General features: G+C 36.5%; 18 protein-coding genes. 11 read left to right on the top strand and 7 right to left on the bottom strand.

What is annotated here, in order from left to right; translation table 11 throughout:
- Nucleotides 1-252 precede the first annotated feature (252 nt).
- A complete protein-coding gene (gene dpiB / locus ACU696_RS15285) occupies nucleotides 253-1,881 on the top strand; it encodes a sensor histidine kinase DpiB (RefSeq protein ID WP_109911200.1) in 1,629 nt (542 codons plus the stop codon).
- Nucleotide 1,882: 1 nt separating this feature from the next.
- A complete protein-coding gene (dpiA, locus tag ACU696_RS15280) occupies nucleotides 1,883-2,563 on the top strand; it encodes a two-component response regulator DpiA (RefSeq protein ID WP_004910133.1) in 681 nt (226 codons plus the stop codon).
- A 114-nt stretch (nucleotides 2,564-2,677) separates the two neighbouring features.
- Here the strand turns inward: dpiA and ACU696_RS15275 are convergent, their stop codons facing one another.
- Nucleotides 2,678-3,706, bottom strand: coding sequence for an SEL1-like repeat protein (locus ACU696_RS15275; protein WP_272659113.1), 1,029 nt, complete (start codon nucleotides 3,704-3,706; stop codon nucleotides 2,678-2,680).
- 957 nt (nucleotides 3,707-4,663) lie between these two features.
- On the opposite strand from ACU696_RS15275, the gene dtpA reads away from it, so the two are divergent.
- The gene (dtpA, locus tag ACU696_RS15270) at nucleotides 4,664-6,130 is read left to right on the top strand and encodes a dipeptide/tripeptide permease DtpA (RefSeq protein ID WP_109911202.1); all 1,467 of its coding nucleotides are present in this window, start codon (nucleotides 4,664-4,666) and stop codon (nucleotides 6,128-6,130) included.
- 74 nt (nucleotides 6,131-6,204) lie between these two features.
- Here dtpA and glpX read toward each other — a convergent pair whose 3' ends face one another.
- Nucleotides 6,205-7,182 carry a class II fructose-bisphosphatase gene (gene glpX / locus ACU696_RS15265; protein WP_196719069.1) on the bottom strand — a complete coding sequence of 326 codons (978 nt, stop codon included), beginning with the start codon at nucleotides 7,180-7,182 and terminating at the stop codon, nucleotides 6,205-6,207.
- A gap of 162 nt (nucleotides 7,183-7,344) precedes the next feature.
- Nucleotides 7,345-8,268: an AEC family transporter gene (locus tag ACU696_RS15260; RefSeq protein ID WP_004910140.1), complete on the bottom strand. Its 924-nt coding sequence runs from the start codon at nucleotides 8,266-8,268 to the stop codon at nucleotides 7,345-7,347.
- Nucleotides 8,269-8,859: 591 nt separating this feature from the next.
- On the opposite strand from ACU696_RS15260, the gene ACU696_RS15255 reads away from it, so the two are divergent.
- The 8 genes from ACU696_RS15255 (at nucleotide 8,860) to ACU696_RS15220 (ending at nucleotide 19,476) form a co-directional block, all read left to right on the top strand.
- Entirely contained in the window at nucleotides 8,860-11,724 is a 2,865-nt protein-coding gene (locus ACU696_RS15255; RefSeq protein ID WP_209101368.1) for a DUF2339 domain-containing protein, read from the top strand.
- The gene (locus ACU696_RS15250; RefSeq protein ID WP_196719031.1) at nucleotides 11,721-13,208 is read left to right on the top strand and encodes a DUF3999 family protein; all 1,488 of its coding nucleotides are present in this window, start codon (nucleotides 11,721-11,723) and stop codon (nucleotides 13,206-13,208) included. The genes ACU696_RS15255 and ACU696_RS15250 overlap by 4 nt, the downstream gene beginning before the upstream one ends.
- 165 nt (nucleotides 13,209-13,373) lie before the next feature.
- Nucleotides 13,374-13,643, top strand: a complete 270-nt coding sequence (locus tag ACU696_RS15245; RefSeq protein WP_109911205.1) for a hypothetical protein — start codon at nucleotides 13,374-13,376, stop codon at nucleotides 13,641-13,643.
- Between the two features lie 73 nt (nucleotides 13,644-13,716).
- Nucleotides 13,717-14,130 (top strand): GFA family protein, encoded by a 414-nt coding sequence (locus tag ACU696_RS15240; protein ID WP_209101371.1) that lies wholly within the window; start codon nucleotides 13,717-13,719, stop codon nucleotides 14,128-14,130.
- Nucleotides 14,131-14,313: 183 nt separating this feature from the next.
- On the top strand, nucleotides 14,314-14,721 hold the full coding sequence (gene psiE / locus ACU696_RS15235) for a phosphate-starvation-inducible protein PsiE (RefSeq protein ID WP_371021253.1): 408 nt from the start codon (nucleotides 14,314-14,316) through the stop codon (nucleotides 14,719-14,721).
- Nucleotides 14,722-15,016: 295 nt separating this feature from the next.
- Nucleotides 15,017-16,570, top strand: coding sequence for an AbgT family transporter (locus tag ACU696_RS15230; RefSeq protein WP_109911208.1), 1,554 nt, complete (start codon nucleotides 15,017-15,019; stop codon nucleotides 16,568-16,570).
- A 67-nt stretch (nucleotides 16,571-16,637) separates the two neighbouring features.
- The gene (pepT, locus tag ACU696_RS15225; protein WP_109911209.1) at nucleotides 16,638-17,870 is read left to right on the top strand and encodes a peptidase T; all 1,233 of its coding nucleotides are present in this window, start codon (nucleotides 16,638-16,640) and stop codon (nucleotides 17,868-17,870) included.
- Between the two features lie 403 nt (nucleotides 17,871-18,273).
- Complete coding sequence (locus ACU696_RS15220; protein ID WP_447343171.1) at nucleotides 18,274-19,476, top strand: tyrosine-type recombinase/integrase; 1,203 nt, start codon at nucleotides 18,274-18,276, stop codon at nucleotides 19,474-19,476.
- Nucleotides 19,477-19,487: 11 nt separating this feature from the next.
- Here ACU696_RS15220 and xis read toward each other — a convergent pair whose 3' ends face one another.
- The 4 genes from xis to ACU696_RS15200 are packed head-to-tail and all read right to left on the bottom strand — an operon-like array spanning nucleotide 19,488 to nucleotide 20,828.
- Entirely contained in the window at nucleotides 19,488-19,679 is a 192-nt protein-coding gene (gene xis / locus ACU696_RS15215) for an excisionase Xis (protein ID WP_272669109.1), read from the bottom strand.
- A gap of 17 nt (nucleotides 19,680-19,696) precedes the next feature.
- Entirely contained in the window at nucleotides 19,697-20,008 is a 312-nt protein-coding gene (locus ACU696_RS15210) for a hypothetical protein (RefSeq protein ID WP_447343170.1), read from the bottom strand.
- Between the two features lie 23 nt (nucleotides 20,009-20,031).
- Nucleotides 20,032-20,577 carry a DUF2528 family protein gene (locus tag ACU696_RS15205; protein WP_447343169.1) on the bottom strand — a complete coding sequence of 182 codons (546 nt, stop codon included), beginning with the start codon at nucleotides 20,575-20,577 and terminating at the stop codon, nucleotides 20,032-20,034.
- Nucleotides 20,578-20,624: 47 nt separating this feature from the next.
- On the bottom strand, nucleotides 20,625-20,828 hold the full coding sequence (locus tag ACU696_RS15200) for a hypothetical protein (RefSeq protein ID WP_447343168.1): 204 nt from the start codon (nucleotides 20,826-20,828) through the stop codon (nucleotides 20,625-20,627).
- Nucleotide 20,829: the final 1 nt, after the last annotated feature.

Below are 20,829 nucleotides of genomic sequence, written 5' to 3'. Positions count from 1 at the left end.
ATCCTCTCTGATATTTATATTAAAGATACTGTATTTAATATATTTGACCTATTTCATGTTTCTTAAATGAGATTGTATTTGTTTAATGGTTTTAAAGTTTTTAATTATTGGATATGTTTTTTATTGCTTGGTTTTAATGTGTTTAATTATTAATATGTGTATTATACCTTTGGCTTGAATCCGATTTATCGGTTATCCTACCTTTTTTGAATTAACAAATTTTTTACTTTTCAGCCAGTAACGAGATATAACATGAAAAAAGAATATGCATTCTCTTCATTGAAAAAAGTAAATTCAGTTTCATTTTCAGTACGAGTTTTTTTTCTGTTATTGATTGTTTCTGTTTTTTTAACGTTCGGGTTGGGCAAATATTTCACGGATACGGCTGAAAATCGATTGATTGCAAACATTCAATCGTTAGCGATGAGCCAAGCAAAGCTGATTGCTTCTATTGATGGTGTGGTGCAATCAGTAAAGAATAGAGATATTCCGAGACTGAAGGTTATTGCTGACAAACTAAACCAAGATTCCAACTATGATTATGTAGTTATCGGTGATGAAAAATCAATTCGGTTATATCACCCAAATAGCCAAAAAATTGGTTTTGAAATGCAGTGGAACAAACCAGGCGCCTTAGAGAAAGGGGAAAGCTATTTCATTAATGGCGAAGGCTCGATGGGAAATGCTGTTAGAGCCAAGACCCCTATTTTTGATGAACAAGGTAAAGTGATTGGCGTTGTTTCTATTGGTTACTTATCCAACAAAATTGATACGTCACGCAGTGAATTGTTTGTGCAAACAGGTGCTACCTTTTTAGGAATATTGATTATTTTGCTGTTTTTATCTTGGGGGTTTTCACGTTTAATTCAAAAACAAATGTTGGGAATGGAACCTGAAGAAATTACTCAACTGGTGTTAGTACAAAAAGGAATATTTGAAGCCGTTTTTGAAGGTGTGATTGCGGTAAATACACAAGGGCAAATTATCAATATCAACTCAAATGCGAGAAAAATGTTATCCCTAAGTAAGCCATTGGGCCAGTTAACAGGAACATTTGTGTCAGAGCATATATCGCCAGCTGATTTTTTTATTACCGACCTTGAAACAACTAAGCATGATGTGATTGGCGAGTTTAATGGTTTAAATGTGATTGCAAACCGGGTTGCGATTCGTGATGGTGAGCATCTGGTGGGGGCGGTTATTAGCTTTCGTAGTCAAAACGATATTGAATCGTTAAACTCTCAGTTGACTCAAGTTCGTCAATATATTGAAAATTTACGCACTTTACGGCACGAACATCTTAATTGGATGTCAACATTAAGTGGGTTATTGCAAATGAAAGAATATGACCAAGCGTTGGCTTTGATTAAAGGGGAATCAGAATCTCAGCAGCAATTAATTGATACACTCCGTGGGCAGTTTTTTGATAAGCAGGTTGCAGGTTTACTATTTGGTAAGCACCATCGAGCCAAAGAATTAGGGCTACAATTAAAATTTACTGCCGGTAGTCAGTTGCATGAATTACCTGATTCGTTAAATAGTACGGAATTTTGTGCCATATTGGGAAATTTACTTGATAATGCATTTGAAGCAAGTTTGAAAAATAATCAGGGTAATAAACAAGTGGAATTATACCTTTCTGATGAAGGGAAGGAGATTGTCATTGAAGTCGCGGATCAGGGGTGTGGTTTCCCATCAGAAATGCAAGATAAATGGTTCGAGCGCGGTGTGACAACGAAAACCGATGTGACAGATGGCCATGGTATCGGGTTATATCTTGTTGCGTCTTATGTTAAACGCTGTAATGGTGCGGTTATTATTGAAGAAAATCAACCGCATGGTACAGTATTTTCAATTTTTATTCCGAAAGTGAAGATATAAAATGATTAAGATAAAAATCCTCATTGTGGAAGATGAGTTACTACTTGCTGAAATGCACAGTGAGTATATAAAAGCCTATCCCGCATGTGAGAAAGTGTGGCTTGCAGGTAACCTTGCTGAAGCGAGAAAAATGATTGAATACATGAAACCAGACCTGATTTTATTAGACAACTATTTACCAGATGGTAAAGGGATTGATCTGGTCCATGAGTTAATACAAGAAAGGAATAATGCAGATATTGTATTCACTACGGCTGCAAGTGATATGGATACGGTTTCTGAAGCTATTCGTTTAGGCGTTTTTGACTATTTAGTGAAGCCAATTGCCTATGAGCGTTTAGGCCAAACATTGGATAGGTATATTCAACGTAAATCTGTTGTACAGGACAATAGCAAAACCAACCAAAGTAAAATTGATGATATGTTCAATACCTATGCGCGAGGGGAATCAAAGGAAGAACTTCCAACAGGCATTGATATTATTACACTTGAAAAAATACTCGCTTTGTTCACTGAACCTGATGTGCAATATACGGCAGAAAGTATTGCTGAAACCATCAAACTCAGTCGGACCACGGCAAGGCGTTATTTGGAGTATTGTTTAGCGAAGGATAAAATTGAAGCCGAAATTGAGTATGGCAAAGTTGGCCGACCGCAGCGAATTTATCGCGCTAAATTGTGAGTGTCTGAACTAATAAGTATATGCCTATAGAAGCTCTGCATTGGCTATAAACAATGCAGATTTTCTTTATCTTACTTATATTAGTGGTACAACAGTAAGTTGGAAAAATAGAGTTTATTGTTGCTGGTTTTCTAAAATTAACACTTTCTTTTCAGCCCGCTCATGGCCTTTAGCGGCTGCGAGTTGATACCAGCGTAGGGCTTTTTTATCATCGGCTTCAACACCCATACCATATTGGTAGCAAGCTCCTGCTGCATATTGCGCATCGACACTATTTTGCTGAGCGGCTTTTATAAACCAGTGACACGCTTTTGCTTGGTTAGCCTTGATACCATCACCGCGTGCATAGATAAGCGCAACATTAAATTGAGCCGAAACTTCACCTTGTTCAGCGGCTTGGGTTAGCCATTTTATGGCTGATTGGGTATTTTTTGGGGGGCCTTGCCCGGTTAGGTACAGCATACCTAAGCTATTTTGGGCGGGGGAAAAGCCCAATTCTGCGGCACGGGTAAAATATTGAAAGGCAAGAGGGTAGTTCACCTTATCATACATGCCTACAGCAGCCTGATAACCCAATAAATAGAGTGCTTGAGGATGGTTTTTTTCAGCAAGAGCAAGATATATTTTTTGGGCTTTTTGCGGGTCTTTTGTAACAGCTTTTCCCTCTTCATACCAATAGGCGAGGGTGAGCATAGCAGGTTGGAAATGTTGTTCGGCCGCTTTTTCTAGCCACTGTTCTGCTTTTTCTGGGTTTTTCTCTAATAAATTATCAAGGCCGTATAAGGTATATTCGGCCATATTCATTTGGCCAATAGGATCACCATTTTCGGCTGCTCTGCTCATCCAGTGCAGCATTTGTTTCTCATCTAACTTAACCCCGGTACCTTGTTGGTACATCAAACCAAGGTTAATTTGTGCTTTTGTAAAGCCTTGATTAGCAGAGAGAAGATACCAATGTAAAGCTTGGTCAAACTGATGGTGAGACTGATAAAACATACCTAAATTAAACTGAGCTTCGGCTTGGCCCTGTTCCGCAAGTGCAATTAGCGTTTTTTCATTAATTAGTGGCGTTGCTTCTTCTGCAAAGGCAGGAGAGAAAAATACGTTAATAAAGATAAAAAACAGTAAAAATACTTTTTTCACATGACATCCTTTGGACTAAGCTCTTAACGGCTACGTTATCTTGTTAGATAAGTTCCTGCAATGATATGAAGGACATTTTATATTAATTCTACTAAATCAGATGGTTAATTGTTGCTATTAGCGCATAGAGCAAAAAATACATAAATAATTTAAAAAAAGATGAACTTTTTTCAGTGATACTGTGTCTTAGTAGTATCTATATACTGTTTGCTTGCGTAAACATTCATATATTTACCCTCATCATTCATTTCTTTACACGAAGTAATGTAATAATGCACCTACGTAGTGATAGTTTGAATTTAGCAAAAAGATCCTTGAGTAGAATGCATTATGCCCAGTTTTTAACTGGGCTTTTTTTTATCCAAAATTCCAGTTTGAATGTCTCTTTAGCTGCGACTCTCTAAATCCTTTCTTATCATAAAAGATCATAAAAGAAAAAAGTGTTCATTTGTTATGGATATTTTTAGTTTCCCATAACGTTTAAAGCAATAAATCATAGAGTTATAAACAGGGTGTTATAGTTTCACTATAGAATAATGTTCTTAACATTTAATAAACAAATGACTAATTAGTAATCGATAATAATTTGGTGATTTTGTAAAAAATTGAAGTAAATCACGATTAAATTCAATTCAAGCAGTAATTAATACTAGCTAATTCTTTAATTTTGGTGCATAAATAACGTATATGGCTTAATTGATTATTGGGTTCTGGGCGGGTTATCTGCCAATTAATGTTGAATAAATAATCAAATGTGCTTTAACTCATTGAATTTATGTTTGAGATCCATAAACAAGTCTACACACAGTTTTGTTTGTTTTGAGGTCAGGGAATGATACTCCTCCTACCAAAAGTGAATCTTTTCAACTTTGAATTCTTGAGATCATAACAATGCGAGAGCGCATAGAGCGTTCCGTGGTTTTTTTGCATATGTACAGGTTGTACTAGAGGTAACTTGTGTCCACAACAAATAACAAAGAGGAAGTCAGTCTTAACGCGTTTAAGCAACCTCGCTCATTCTATCTTATTTTTTCTATCGAACTCTGGGAACGTTTTGGTTACTACGGTCTTCAAGGGATCCTTCCAATATACCTAAGCCAAGTGCTGGGTATGTCAGAAACAGAATCAATTACACTTTTCTCGGCGTTTGCAGCATTAGTTTATGGTTTTGTTGCGGTAGGTGGTTGGTTAGGGGATAAAGTTCTCGGAACAAAACGTGTTATTGTTCTTGGAACGATAACACTGATTGCGGGGTACGCATTTGTTGCTTTCTCAGGGCATGACGTGTCGATGGTGTATGTTGGCTTAGCGACTATTGCAGTTGGTAATGGTTTGTTTAAAGCAAACCCATCATCACTGTTATCAACCTGCTATGAAAAAGACGACCCTCGTTTGGACGGTGCATTCACCATGTACTATATGTCCGTGAATATCGGCTCATTCTTCTCAATGATTGCAACACCATGGTTAGCAAAACATTATGGCTGGGATGTTGCGTTCTCTCTTAGTGTTGTAGGCCTGATTATCACATTGATTAACTTCTATATGTGTAAAAAATGGGTTTCTCAACATGGCTCAAAGCCTGACTTCGCTCCTGTCGTGATCTCAAGGTTGGTCGCAACTGTCGCTGGTGTTGTTGCACTCATTGCGATTTCAACATGGCTATTGCATAACCTCGGTATTGCTCGTACAGCATTAGCGATTATTTCTTTGGGTATTTTAGTTATCTTTATCAAAGAAACATTAGCACTGAAAGGTACGGCGCGTCGCCGCATGATTGTTGCATTGATTCTAATGCTTGAAGCGATTGTATTCTTTGTTCTTTATAGCCAAATGCCTACATCGCTAAACTTCTTTGCATTACATAACGTAGAGCATGAAGTTTTTGGTTTTTCTATTGAGCCTGCACAATACCAAGCTCTGAATCCATTATGGATCATGATTGGAAGCCCAATTTTAGCTGCAATTTATAATAAAATGGGCGACAACTTACCGATGCCACATAAATTTGCTATTGGTATGTTGCTATGTTCCGCGGCATTCTTAGTTTTGCCATTAGGTGCGAAATTTGCAAATGAAGCTGGGATTGTTTCTGTTCAATGGCTAGTTATCTGCTATGGCTTCCAAAGTATTGGTGAGCTGATGATCTCAGGTCTTGGCCTTGCGATGGTAGCTCAGTTAGTTCCACAGCGTTTAATGGGCTTTATTATGGGCGCGTGGTTCCTGACTAACTCAGCAGCAGCATTTATCGCAGGGTATGTTGCCTCAATGGCAGCGGCACCAGAAGGTGAACTTACTAGTAAAGTTGAATCTTTAGCTGTGTACAGTGACGTATTCCTGAAGATTGGTTTAGTGACTGGTGTGATGGCAATTTTGATGGTTTTAACTGCTCCGATGTTAAATCGTATGACTCTTGAGCGTTAATTTTCATCTTAAATAGTTGTAATCAAAAGGGCTGAAAAGCCCTTTTGATATATATGACATACTGTATTGTTGCATTAATTAAAATAGCGATTATTAATCAGTTTTAGCGAACGGTCACGGCCATTAACCAAAATGGTATTTGAAATACGGCTGTAAGCATCTATTGATACACCATCCATCAAGATTGTTGGTGTGATAGCTGTGGCGGCAAATATGACATCAGAAGTACTCACCATCTGGTCTAAAGATAACACCTCACCAATTTCTAACCCCATTTGCTGACAGCGCAAAATTTCTTGTGCCGCGAGCTGTTTGTTTTCTTCGCTATCACCTTTGGCTTTATCTCGAGAAATTAGCCTTGCTTGCATATCACCGCCTAAAGCGCGTGCGATGGCTGCACTGATAATGCCTTCAGGAGCACCACCAGTCCCATACATCATATCAATGGGATGCTCCGGAAGAATGGTAAGTAATGAGGCGAGTACATCACCATCAGGGATGGTAATCACATTCGCACCAAAATTACGGATAGTTTTAATAATATGTTGATGGCGAGGTTTATCAAGCACTGCGATTGAAAGATTTGAAATGGGTTTATTCAGTGAGGAGGAAAGAAATTCTAAATTTTTTTCTAGGGGATTTGCTAGGTGAACAGCTCCTTTCGCTGCGGCACCAACAACAAGTTTTTCCATATACATATCAGGTGCTTGAAGCAGTGTTCCCGTTGGCGCGGCAGCAAGTACGGCAATGGCATTTTTTTCATTACAAGCCACCATACGTGTTCCATCAATAGGATCTACTGCGATATCTAACCCAACAGACCCGGATTGTTTGCCAACTTGCTCGCCAATATATAGCATGGGAGCATCGTCGATTTCACCTTCACCAATGACAATTTTGCCATGAAAATCAATTTCATTTAGGCGATTTCTCATTGCTTCAACAGCGGCTTTATCTGCGGCATTTTTATCTTGTTTACCTACCCAATCGAAGGCAGCTACAGCAGCGACTTCAGTAACGGAAGCGATAGCGGAAGCTAACTCATCACTAATTTTCATTTTTTGTTCGTATCCTAGGTGTATAAAAGAAAAGTACTTATCTCTATGATACGTTTTTTGTGATCTGTCTGGCAAATTATAGGTGATAAAAGCAACAGAGAATTTAGTGCCGCAATGAAATGGCAGCCTATGTTTAGGCTACCATTAATTTGAAAGCTAAAGCATTTCGACGATAGTGATACCGCCAATAATCGAAATTAAGGCAGCAAGTGTACTTAATAACACGGTTCCAGCAGAGGTTTCCGTATAGGCCTGATTACTAATTGCTAATGCAGGAACAGCGGTCGCGGTGGGTAATACACCAATGATAAACGCGGCTTTAAGTAAATCATCTTGTAATCCTAAAGCGAGCCCAGTCCCTAAAATAAGAGCGGCTTGAACAAAGTTTTTTATAAAGACGTTAAATATAATTTCCTTACTTATTGTCAGTTTGATTCCTGAAAGGAGCAATCCAAGGAAGAATAAAGCGACTCCGCCTGCTGTTTTACCTAATTCATTAACTGAGTTTTGTAATATTTCAGGTAATTTAACACCAAAAATAGCCAATAATGCCCCTAGAATAGGAAGAAAAACTAAGGGCTGGGCAATGGCTTTCCCAACAGATTTAAAGACACTATGCCCTTGTTGTGAGCCACTGATCATTAAGAGAGTAAATGGGATAATAATGACAGTATAAATAAGGTTGCCTAATACCATAGCGATTAAGCCTGATGACCCGACAGTTGCGAGTAAGACAGGTGGCCCACAGTAGGCCATATCAGGAAAAGACACCGACAATGCTTGCATTGCAGCATCTTTCTTATTGTGACGAAAAATAAACTTACCAAAAATAAAACCAATCACGTATGTTGCAATTAGTCCTACGGCTAATGCTAATAAGTAGTCAATATTGAGCAATACCGAGGGTGGAGCCTGTGCAGCAGCTAGAAATAATGCAAATGGTAATGCTATTTTAACTACAAAGTCAGCAAAGGCTTGGGAATACTCTCTTTTGATAAACCCATATTTACCCGATAGCCAACCGACGGCTAATCCAAGAACAATGGGCCCTAAAGCAGCAAGTATAATGTGAGTTAACATTAAAAATTCTCCCGATATTATGCGATAGGCTTTGTCGAATAAAAAATCTGTGGAATGACAGTTAACATTTTCCCGTGTGTTAACTTTATTTAAATTAAAACATTTATGTTTTTATCAGTGCTTAATTAAGAAACTAATTAACATAATTATAAATGACTTTAGTCATTTAAGGATAATAAGTATTAGAGTAATGTTTGCAGATAAAGCTATTATATAGATAACATAATAAAAAAAATTGTACTAATAAAATTTTAATGACTAATTTTTTGAGCATCTAAAAAGGAACATTAAGAATAGATAGTTATATCAGTTACCTATTCTTTATGAATGAAATTATCATTAAATGATGATTAAGGGTTTTCTTAGTTACTAAAATAACTAATGGGAGTATTAATAAGTCATACATAAAAGAAGGGAAATATCGCTTCTTTTTTGTCTAAGGTATACCTAAAAGCAGCATGTAACGAATTATTTTGTAACAGTTTATTACATTTAGTTGGCAAGGGGATCAATGCTATTTACACTAGCAGTAATCGTGGTCATTATTTTCCAGATTCTCAATTGTGAATTTTATTATGAGGAAACCTATTTGTGGATACTTGGATACTAGTAGGACTCGTATTAGTTTTTCTGCTAGTGCTAGCTCCGATTCTTGCTATCATTGCCATCAATCGAACAGGTCGGTTGCAGTACCAAATTTCGCTGTTAAATCAGAAGGTTTCCTCATTAGAGACTTTGCTTTCAAAAGCAAAATATACGCAGAGTATATCCGTTGATGGTGTGGCATCTCCTCAACCAGTTTTAAATGAAATACAGGATGCGCCTGTAGAGCAAGAGGGAAATGAATTCTCTTCTAGTGCGGACGTTAAATTAGACAACGAACAGGGAGCAACTCAAGAGCTTGCCTCGATGAGCCATGTTGCTTACCAGCAAGCTGAAAAAGAACATGGTTTATCTGATAATGTGAATTCAGCTCCGATGAGGGAGCAATCTACTCATGAAAATACCAATCCAAATAGGTTTGATAACACGCTAGTACAGCAAATTGACCCAAATCGATTTAATCGTAATAAGTCTAATACAAATCAAAACAATCAGCATTCGGTTAGTCACGATAAATCAATATTCAGCTATTTCTTTAGTTGGCTATTTAAAGGAAACCCGGTTGCGAAAATAGGTATCCTGCTGTTATTCCTAGGTGTGGCATATTTACTGAATTACAGCGTGCAAAATGAAATTATTTCACCGCAAATGCGGTTAATTTTCAGTGCAGTAGGGTGCTTAGCCTTACTAGGGGTTGGCTGGTGGTTACGAAATAAAAAGGCATTATTTGGGTTGATTTTACAAGGAGGGGCGATAGGCTGCTTGTATATCACTATTTTTGCTGCCTTTAAATTATATACGATGGTGCCATATGGAATGGCATTCGCGTTTATGTTACTTATTTGTGCAGCAAGTATTGCTTTGGCATTATTGCAGCGAACTATTAGTTTAGCCGTTTTAGCATCAATAGGTGGGTATTTAGCACCGGTATTGCTTTCTACTGGCGGTGGAAGTCATGTTGTCTTGTTCTCTTATTACCTGATGCTGTCCATTGGTATTTTGGTTATTAGTGTGTGGCAAGCTTGGCGCCCTTTAAATTTAGTTGGTATGGTGATGACTTATAGTGTTGCCATTTTATGGGGATTAGAAAATTACCAACCAGGCTATTATTTATCTTGCCAACTCTTTATCATCGCTAATTTAGTTGTATTTAATGCCTTAACTCAACTGTTTTCACTGCGTTTTGAACATAGCAAGCAACTGATTGTTGATAATACACTTCTGTTTGTTCCACCTTTTATTAGTATTGCCCTTCAATTCTTTATTTCACAAGGGGAAGGTCTATTACCAGCCTTTATTTCACTGATTGTTGGTTTGTTATATCTGATTACTGGATCACAAGTACATAAGCGCTATAAATCTGCTGGCAAAAATATGGCATTAGCGAATATTATTATTGGTGCTGGTTTTATTACTTTAGCTATTCCACTAGCGTTAACATTTGAGTGGACTTCCATTATTTGGTCATTAGAAGGGCTGTTAATTCTTTGGTTCGGTTTACAGCAAAACCAGAAAAAAATGGCGGCTATTGGCTCTTTATTGATTGTTATTAGTGCAATAACCTTATTAAGTGATTATCCTTATTTATATTGGAGTCGCAGTAGTACTTATATGGTGCCAGTGCTATTAATCGCATGTTTTATGGCCGGAGGGCTTTTCCATACTCGTCGTCATGAAGACAGCAACTTTACTTTATTTAGCTACGGTTTCTTAATTATTGGCTTGGTGACTTGGTTTTGCTGGCTCCCCTTATTTACGGATATTTTATCATGGAGCCGTGAATCTGAAGGCTTTATTATTTTAGTTTTGGTCGTTATTTCTGTTTGGTTCTGGCGTTTATATGCTATCCATATAAATTGGGTGCCATTGCTACTTTGCCAATCCATCCTATGGATTGCGGGATATTATTATCTTGGTTTAGATTTCTTAAACGACCAAAACCCGATGGGGCGTGGCGAAGGTTCTCTTATATGGCCAGTTGTATTGGGTAGTTCTGTTTTATTTGTTATTCATGCGTATAAACTTCGTGATCGCTGGATGCAAAGAGTACTTCATAGCGCTAATTTATGGCTAATTCTTGCATTTATTGGTACTCAGGTGAATTGGTTTGTCTCCATTTTGCCATGGGGAATGCACGAAGTGGGGTATTTTATTTATGTCATGGCGATAACGCTAACCGTGATTATTCTTTATTGGCTACAACAAAATAGAATGCCACCAATGAAACGTAATGGGTTAATTTACTGGTATGCAATGCTCCCTGTGACAGTGGGGTTAATTGTATTATCTTGCTATGCGAATTTAGAAGATGGCAAATTGACCTTTTGGAGTTATGTGCCGTTAATCAACCCATTAGATGAAGCTGGGTTATTTAGTATTGCGACTCTAATTTTAATACGTAAAGGTTTCACTCAAAAAATACGCAACATGACAGTGGCTAATTTTTGGATTCTACGTAGTTTATTAGTGGCTATAATTGCACTTTCTGCTTATTGGTTTAACGGTATCTTAATTCGTGCAATAGCAGATTTCGCTGAGCTAAATTGGAACTATGATACTCTTTATGATTCGCGCTTATTGCAAACTGTGCTTTCTATCAGTTGGGCATTGGCTGCACTAGCCTGTATCACTATTGCCGCTATTAAGAAAAATCGTATTTGGTGGTTTATGGGAGCCGGTATTTTTGCTTGTGTTATTGCCAAGTTATTCTTAATTGATATTTATGGGCAGGGTGGTATTTCTCGCGCAATTTCATTTATTGGTGTTGCATTATTAATTTTAATTGTTGGGTATTTTTCACCATTACCACCAAAAGAAACAAAAGGGAAAGTCGAACAGGAGAAACAATCATGAGTTTAATAAAAAATACCGGGCTAAGAAGGTTTTTTGCAGTCTTCTCTTTGTCATTATTGTTTTCAAGTTACTTAAATGCGCAGACAGTAGAAGAGGCTACACCTTATAGCTTTTATCAAGGCTCAGAAATAAATGTACTCGATACATCGACTCCTTTTTATTGGTTAGAGCTCCCTGTAAATGCATACATTAATTCAGCGTACCCCAAGACCTTGCAAGATGTTCGCGTCTTTAACGGTACGGGTAATGAAATTCCTTCAGTCTTATTTTCTGATACGGAAAAGTCCATTTCTAATGAGAAGGTGACTTTTACGCCACAACGTTTAGTGACGCAGGTTGATAGCGTTAATTCTCATGATGATGTGCGTAGAGAAAGGCAACATCTATTAGTTGAATCTATTCCAGGCAAGGTAGATAGAATTGAGTTGCCTAGTATGCAGGTAAAAGACAATGTTGCTTATCAGGCTTATTTATTAACGAGAAATCAAAGTCAAACCAAAGATACGCCAATTAAAAACCTGACATTAGACTGGGCTAAAAGTGAGAATGAATGGCAGGCAAAGGTATTTGTTTTTTCCAGTGATGACAAAGAAAACTGGCTAAATATAGCAACAAACCAGCCAATTATGAATTTGAAGTTAAATTCTGAAACTATTGCAAGTAATAATATTGAATTATTAAATGGTAATTCAAAGGCATTGAATGCACCTTATCTTATGGCTGTGATTGTCAGTGGCCCTGATATTGTTATCCCTGACTTATTAAAAGTAAATGCTACTTCTAGTATACTTAATTCAACTTATCGCCAGGAATTATTCCATTTTGAAATGACCAATGATGGAGTTTCAAAAGACCATGTTATATATCAATTGCCAAGAGCTCAGCCATTAAGTGAATTACAAATACAATTGCAGCAATCAAATCGCGTGGTCCCACTAAAAATAGAGTATTCATCTGATAGAGGTGAAAGTTGGAAATTACTCACTAATATTGTTGCATATAATCAAATAATAGATGGTGAATTAGTTAGTAATCCGAGCACTACACTTTATGGCGAAATGGTAGGTAAAGTAAGAATTTCTGCACTCAAAGGCAGTTGGGAGGACCAACCACCAAGGCTAACGGGGAAACGAGATGCTTATAACCTTATTTTTAATTTACAAGGTCCCGCTCCGTATTTGCTTGTTTGGGGGAATAAACAAGCAAGCTTTGATAAATTGACCACAAGCCAGCTGATAGGGAAACCAGATAGCATTGATGAACTAATGACGAATTACCCTCAGCTCTTTCTTGATAATACAGTCATTGAATTGGGTGGTGTAGATAGGTTAACTGCAACAGACGCAGTTGATGATAATTTTAACTGGCTGACAATTACCTTATGGGTATTGTTATTTATTGGAATATTAGTATTAGGGTATTTTTGCTGGTATTTATTAAGAGAAGTTAACTCTTCAGATAAAACAAATAATGAAGAGCTATAACTAGATTTTTATTAACCAAATAGGGAATGGTTCCCTATTTGGTATTAATTTACGTCGTTGACAGTTTTGACATCTCTTTACTTAATCATGATAACTCTTACTTGTAGTCTGTTTTTTCTGACGGGGATTTGCGCTAAAACAGTTCTAACAGAATAGGAGATGATGATGAAAAAAACATTACTGGCTCGTATATTTATTATGGTTGTTATTTTGACTGGTTTTTCAATAGCTGCCCAAGCTACGAGTAATACGGTATTAACAGAAATTGCAATGCATAATAAAGTGACGTATGAATATGTACTACAAAACACAGATGGAAATGATGCAGATATTGAATTTGAACGGGAAACGAAAGAATTTGATAGTTCACAGCTGCGCAGTATTGTTAACGATAAACGTTTTAGCGGGCGACAATTCAGAATAGATGAAAGGTAAATCATCACTTAACTTTTCTGCGGACATGTTCATATTGAGATTATAAATCTACGATCAAAATAAAGGGGATTCTATGCATCAAGGCCAATGTTTGTGTGGTTCTGTAAAAATCACAACTACAAAAGATATTAGTCATGTCAGTGTATGCCATTGCGGAATGTACCAAAAATGGAATGGCGGCCCAGGTTTTAGTGTTGATTGCGGTAACGATTTAATAATTGAGGGGCAAGAAGCTGTGACAATTTTTGCGTCATCTCAATGGGGAGAACGTGCATTTTGTAAAAATTGTGGTTCACACCTTTTTTATCATTTACTTTCACCTTCAACATATTATGCATCAGCCGCTTTATTTAAAGAGAGCCAAGATGCGCAAATGTGTATGCAAATTTACATCGATAGCAAGCCTAAGTATTATAACTTTGTAGAAAAAACACCTATGTTGACAGAGAAGGATATTATGGAAATGATGTCCCCATCATCTGACTAAAGTTTCTAGTTATAGTATTAATAGCAAGAAATAGGCAATTCGGCAGTAGCTATTCAGACTGTATTTTTTGATTTTATTGGTTAAATTAAGTTCTTATTTGTCATGCGAACGACTTAAATTTGTTTTACAATTAAGGTAATAAATAGACTTAGAAGTTGTTCAGAGGGATAAAAAATGAACAGTATGAAAGGAATGCGTCATGCGAGTAATATCGCGTGGGTACTGCAATGGATATTAAATATAGGCTTGATAGCACTCGCTGCTGTACTTGTATTCTTCTTAGCTAAAGAAACAGTGACAATGGCTTCATTAATGTTTGGTAGCTCAAAAGGAGCAACGGCTTATGAGTTACTAGAAGGTATTGTCATTTATTTTCTGTATTTTGAGTTTATTGCTTTGATAATAAAGTATTTTATGTCGGGCTATCACTTCCCACTAAGGTATTTTATATATATAGGTATTACCGCAATTATTCGCTTAATTATTGTTGACCATAGTGACCCAATGACAACTCTGTTACATGCAGGGGCGATTTTGGTTCTTGTTGTAGCACTTTATATTGCAAATACTGAAAAATTAAAGCGTGAATAACATACATTAGTGTAATTTACTTGCATACAAAAAAAGGTGTAATTATTATTCCTTTTTTTGTATGCGTAACCACGAAGCCAAACACTTAAGTGATATATTCTACATCTAAACCTATAAGTTTATAAAATTTAAGATATAGCATATTTGAAATATAAAATTAATATAAATAATTCTAATGTTTTAATTTGCAACTGGTTTATCCTGTTAAAACTAATCACAAAAGTATTTTACTTTTATATATAGGTTATTTACTGTTATAAAGTTTCTATTCTAATAACATAAGTAGCTTGTAAATATGACAACTAAAACACTTCCCAAGAAAAAAGGGTTCTTAAACCGTGTTGAGCGCATTGGTAATGTTATGCCTGATGTGACTATGCTGTTTGTTTATGCCCTGATTATATGTTGGTTTTTATCTTATCTACTTTCTTTCGTAGATTTTAGTTATTACCATCCTATTTCAAAAGAAAAAATTGCTATAGTTAATATGTTTCAGTATGAGGAAATAATATTATTTATTACTGCGGCAGTTAAAAACTTCATTAATTTCCCTCCTCTCGGTATAACGATAGTGGCAACGTTAGGTATTGGTATTGCTGAAAGCAGTGGTTTTATTAATACTGCATTGAAAAAAATGTTGTCGTTTATTTCTCCTAGAATGTTAACGCCTACCGTGGTGTTTGTCGGGATTGTTTCTCATATTGCTTCAGACTCTGCCTATGTGATTTTAATGCCAGTGGCAGCGATGATGTTTTATGCGAGTGGTCGTCATCCATTAGCTGGGATTGCTGCTGCATTTGCAGGTTTAGCGGGGGGATTTACTGCAAGTTATACGCCGTCAATTATTGACCCAATAATGCAAAGTTTTACGCAAGATGCCGCACAAATGCTAGCGCCAGGTTATAGCGTAAATGTTTTATGTAACTATTTTTTTAGTTTGGGTGGTACATTTGGGGTTATTTTCACGTGTTGGTTTATCACTGAAAAGATTGTTGAACCATGGTTAAATAAAAATTGTCCGATCAATTCAAACGAAGTGGATACTGATTCTGAAAAAGATTTAGGTAAAATTACGGCCACTGAGAATCGTGCTTTTCGTATTTCAGGTTTAGTGCTAATTGCGTTAGGTATCGGATTATTTGCATTGTTATGGCCAGAGAATTCTCCATTACGCGGGCCTGATGGCAGCTTAACTAGCCCTAAAGCACCTATTATGCAAATCGTTGTGCCTTTACTGTTTATTTTCTTTGCTTTGCCAGGCATTGTTTATGGTTATATGACGAAATCTTTTACGTCAACAAAAGATGTTGTTAAGGCAATGGAAAATATTACTAAGTCACTTATCCCATTTATTGTTTTTGCTTTTTTTGCTGCCCAATTTTTATATTCATTTCAACATTCTAATTTAGGCACATTATTAGCACTTTCAGGAGCTGAGTTATTACGTACACTTGATATGCCATCTGGAATGACTGTTTTTGGCGTCATTCTATTAACCGCTATTTTAAATATCATGATTACTTCAGCGACATCAAAATGGGCAATCATGGCGCCAGTATTGGTACCGATGCTAATGGCAGTGGGAATTTCACCTGAGTTAACACAAGCGGCATTTCGTGTCAGTGACTCAGCAATGAACGTGAGCACACCGATGTTTCCGTTTTATCCGTTAATCCTGATGTATTGTCAAAAATACTATAAAAATGCAGGAATAGGAACATTGTGCTCAATGATGATCCCGTTTACTGTTGGGTTATTAATTATTTTGACTTCAACATTATATTTGTTCTGGGCTTTTGATATCCCAATTGGTTTCGACAGCGGTTACACATGGCATCCTGCACAGTAAGTAGGGCCAATACCTTATCTATTAAGTAAGTAGATAGGGTAAATATAGTCAATGCAAGGAATATGAAATGAACGAATTAGGTAAACAATTAGAGCAGCGTTTTTACCGCTATCTCGCTATTGAAAGCCAAAGTGACGCAGCAAGCATAGTTGTTCCAAGTACAGAAGGGCAACGTGAACTAGCAAAATTATTAGCTCAAGAGCTTGAAAACTATGGTCTGAAAAATGTTTATATTGATGACCATGCCATCTTATATGCAATGCGTCCAGGAAATAAGCCTTCAGCGCCAAAAATAGGTTTTGTGACTCATTTAGATACTGTCGATGTTGGGTTATCTCCCATCATTAAGCCTCAAACTTTGAGGTATGAAGGCCAGGATTTATGTTTAAATGAAAAAGAAAACATTTGGTTTAAGACTGCCGAGCACCCTGAAGCTGCACCTTATATTGGTGAAGATATTATTTTTAGTGATGGAACCAGCGTACTGGGTGCTGATAATAAAGCCGCTGTAACGGTTGTTATGGAATTAATGCATAAACTGCAATATGCCGATTTTGATTGTGGGGATATCTACGTTGCGTTTGTACCTGATGAAGAAATTGGTCTACGCGGTTCTAAAATTATGGATTTAACCCGCTTTAATGTTGATTTTGCTTATACTATTGACTGCTGTGCGCTTGGTGAGGTTGTGTATGAAACGTTTAATGCAGCTTCTATCGAAGTTTCAATTAAAGGTATTACCGCACATCCCATGTCAGCTAAGAATGTATTATTGAACCCTATTCGGGTTGCGCATGATTTTATTGGCTGTTTTGACCGTTTTGATACCCCAGAGCACACAGAACATCGCGAAGGCTATTTTTATGTCACAGATTTAATCGCAAACCCTGATAATGCTAAAATTAAAATGGCGATCCGTGATTTTGACCGCCATAGTTTTGCAGCTCGAAAACGTTTTATAGAACAAGCTATTGAATTAATAAAAGCACGTCATCCAAGAGCAAAAATTGAATGCAGCATTGTAGATGTGTATAGCAATATTAGTGACTCGTTAGGTGATGATCGTACAGCGATTGATTTAATTTTCGATGCATTGAAAATTCAAAAGGTTGAGCCTAAAGTGATCCCGATGCGTGGTGGTACGGATGGTTCAGCTTTATCAGCAAGAGGCGTCTTAACCCCAAATTATTTTACTGGCGCACTTAATTTCCACTCATGCTTTGAATTTTTACCAATCAGTTCTTTTGAGAAAAGCTACCTAGTATCAGAAACTATTTGTCGTTTAGTTGGAAAAAAATAACGCATCAGTTAACTCTTAATAATAAGACCACTTAATAAGGTGGTCTTTAATTATTAATTTCCATGAGTCATTCACCTAAATTATAATTTAATATTATTTTTAATAAAACAAAGATAAATTAAAAAGTGTATATGACTTTTTTATTTATTCATTTATTATTTTCACAATTAATTTTAAAATCCAATAGGGGAATTAATTGATTAATATTATAATAATTGACGACTAGACTACCTTTGACAAGTTAAGCCAGCTCTAGCCATGATATTGTTTTAATTTGTTGATTTTAAATACATATATAAAATAACCTCAGACAACTATAGACACCTAAAGTCAACATAAGACATAATGAATGTGTCCACCAATGTGTCCATCAAAACTGGACGATTACAACAAATGAGGGGTTATGGCTATATCTGATACTTTCCTTCGGGCGAATCATGGAAAGAAAAATGACTCTGTAATAGAAAAATCAGACCGTGACGGTTTATGGGTTCGTATATCTAAAAATGGGGTGATTTCTTTTTTTTATCGTTATAGGTTTGCAGGCAAGCAAGATAAAATGACAATCGGTCAATATCCTATCATGTCACTAAAAGAAGCCCGATCAAAAACTTTGTATTGGTCTAGAGTTTTAAGTGAAGGACAAAATCCGAAGTTAGTCAAATCAATGGAATCTGAGCAATTAGCATCGCTCGGAAAATTTGAAAATTTGTTTAGACAATGGCACTCAATTCACTTTAGTAATAAAATAAGTTCTGATTTAGTAATGAGAAGTTTTGAAATTCATGTTTTCCCAAAGTTAGGTAAATACCTACCAGAACAATTAACAACAAAAATATGGGTTTCATTTCTTGATGAATTATCCAAAAAGTATACCGAGATAACAAAAAGGGTTATAAATTGCTCCTTCAATTGCTATGAGTGGGCAAGAAAACGGAATATGTTGGAATATAATCCGTTAACAAATATTAGCCCAAAGGATTTTGGGATAAAGAAAAAACATAGTAGTAGAACGCTATCTGATGAAGAATTGCATTATATTTTTAGGGCATGCGATGAATCTAGGATGACTGAGAAAAATGCATTGTTCGTAAAACTTTGTACGTTTTTCGCGTGCAGGGTAGGCGAGCTTAGATTAGCCAAGAAAGCTGATTTCGATTTTAAAAAAATGCATTGGATTGTACCAGCAGAAAACCACAAAACAGGGCATGAAACTGGACAGCCACTTATCAGGCCAATTATTCCTGAAATACTGCCAACGATAATAGAACTCTTTGCAATAGCCGACTATGATATTTTATTCAACACAGGCGAAGATTACGCTGCATTTAATTTCCATCTAACATTCCCTAAAAATATCATTAGGTTTGTCTCAAAGAACTACGGGGTGGAAATTCCTCACTTTTCAATGCACGACTTACGGAGAACAGCTAGAACTAATTTTTCTGAACTCACAGCTCCTCATGTTGCAGAAACAATGTTAGGTCATAAATTACCCGGGGTATGGGGGGTTTATGATAAATACGGCTATATGAATGAAATGAGAGAGGCTTATAAAAAGTGGTGGGATAAATTAGAATTAATAACTAAACTCGCCCCAAAGTAGGGGCGTTATTTTCATTTGTGTCTCACTTTACTTAATTCAGAATCTTTCGTTTGCCACTCCAAAACTTTATATTTAAACCATCTATTTTCAGAGCCTTGATAACTACAGTCAGGTTCAGGAAATGGCAATACCTCACGTTTTCTTCTTCTGTCTAAGGTTCTTGATGAAATTCGTAGATGCTCACATACATCTTTAGTTGTCATATATGCGCTATCAAGAGTCACTTATCACCCCCTTTCTTGTACCCGTTTCTTAACACTTCAGCAGCGATTTCTTCAGGTGTACCAATCCAACTAGCTTCTTCAATTAATCCACTTAGATGATATTTTGCTAAATCATCCACCGTCTTTGGTAGGGCATCATGTTTCATGCCCAGATAAATACATGTGGCGGTTTGGTCGGCTGTCATTTGAATAATCTGTTCAATGGTAAAATCAATTTTTTTATAACCAGCTAATAGAACTGCTTCAGCGATATCAGATGGGTGGCTTCCAGCATTTTTAACTATATTCACAAGATTCTTAATATTCATGATGATCCTCAGCTGGTGGGCTTTTAAACCAAAGGCCAGTCAGTTATTTCTATTTCGTCATAATCAATAAACCATGGCTCAATTTCATCGATTCGAATACCCATGTCATCCAGTGAAGGGTAACCTTCTATTCCTTTATCTTTAGACCAATCGAACTGTTCAGTTAGCCACTCTTCATCTTTGAAGTTATTAAATGCTATCTGTTGAAAACACTCGGCACAGAACATTGCAAACCCAGCTTTCTCATGGCTTCCGTAGTTTTTAGCTCTATACTCTGCATCACAAAAGAATTTATTAATTTGTTTACACTGAGTTTTGAATTTATCTTCATCGATAACAGTGATAACCATTTCTAAATCTTTCTGCCATGCGCCAGTGCTTACTTTTATTTTCTTGTTCATTTTTTTATTTTCGCTCATCGTCATTAATCCTCGCGATAAATTACTGTTTATAATAATTTCAGCATCTTCAATAGTTGCAAATAACCCAGCCTCATAATGGCAGTGTGGACACATAATCATGAATCCGTGGCGATTTGATAATTCGCTATATTTTGGAACTATCTTCATTTCCTCACCGCAATCATGGCATTTATATTTATTAGCCACTGTTTGCCTCACGTAATAATTCTATAAACTGACTTGACTGTTTTTATATAGCCATCAGTTAAATAAGTATCTATATTTAAAATTTCTGATGTGTATATTTTGTATCCATTCGGGAATCGTCTTTTTTTATCAGAGTAAACTTTTCCGAATGCACGGTTATCATGTATTTCCTCTAATTCTAAATCAGCATCAAATTCAGGTGTGATAGACATA

The sequence above is a fragment of the Providencia sp. PROV_01 genome, assembly GCF_053098325.1.
This window is presented reverse-complemented; position numbering and strand designations above follow the sequence as displayed.

What these genes read in the sequence shown, in the direction of transcription:
- dpiB (WP_109911200.1), top strand. Translation starts at nt 253, where the DNA reads ATGAAAAAAGAATATGCATTCTCTTCATTGAAAAAAGTAAATTCAGTT.
- dpiA (WP_004910133.1), top strand. Translation starts at nt 1,883, where the DNA reads ATGATTAAGATAAAAATCCTCATTGTGGAAGATGAGTTACTACTTGCT.
- ACU696_RS15260 (WP_004910140.1), bottom strand. Translation starts at nt 8,268, where the DNA reads ATGTTAACTCACATTATACTTGCTGCTTTAGGGCCCATTGTTCTTGGA.
- ACU696_RS15250 (WP_196719031.1), top strand. Translation starts at nt 11,721, where the DNA reads ATGAGTTTAATAAAAAATACCGGGCTAAGAAGGTTTTTTGCAGTCTTC.
- ACU696_RS15245 (WP_109911205.1), top strand. Translation starts at nt 13,374, where the DNA reads ATGAAAAAAACATTACTGGCTCGTATATTTATTATGGTTGTTATTTTG.
- ACU696_RS15240 (WP_209101371.1), top strand. Translation starts at nt 13,717, where the DNA reads ATGCATCAAGGCCAATGTTTGTGTGGTTCTGTAAAAATCACAACTACA.
- psiE (WP_371021253.1), top strand. Translation starts at nt 14,314, where the DNA reads ATGAAAGGAATGCGTCATGCGAGTAATATCGCGTGGGTACTGCAATGG.
- ACU696_RS15230 (WP_109911208.1), top strand. Translation starts at nt 15,017, where the DNA reads ATGACAACTAAAACACTTCCCAAGAAAAAAGGGTTCTTAAACCGTGTT.
- pepT (WP_109911209.1), top strand. Translation starts at nt 16,638, where the DNA reads ATGAACGAATTAGGTAAACAATTAGAGCAGCGTTTTTACCGCTATCTC.
- ACU696_RS15220 (WP_447343171.1), top strand. Translation starts at nt 18,274, where the DNA reads ATGGCTATATCTGATACTTTCCTTCGGGCGAATCATGGAAAGAAAAAT.
- xis (WP_272669109.1), bottom strand. Translation starts at nt 19,679, where the DNA reads ATGACAACTAAAGATGTATGTGAGCATCTACGAATTTCATCAAGAACC.
- ACU696_RS15210 (WP_447343170.1), bottom strand. Translation starts at nt 20,008, where the DNA reads ATGAATATTAAGAATCTTGTGAATATAGTTAAAAATGCTGGAAGCCAC.
- ACU696_RS15205 (WP_447343169.1), bottom strand. Translation starts at nt 20,577, where the DNA reads ATGAAGATAGTTCCAAAATATAGCGAATTATCAAATCGCCACGGATTC.
- ACU696_RS15200 (WP_447343168.1), bottom strand. Translation starts at nt 20,828, where the DNA reads ATGTCTATCACACCTGAATTTGATGCTGATTTAGAATTAGAGGAAATA.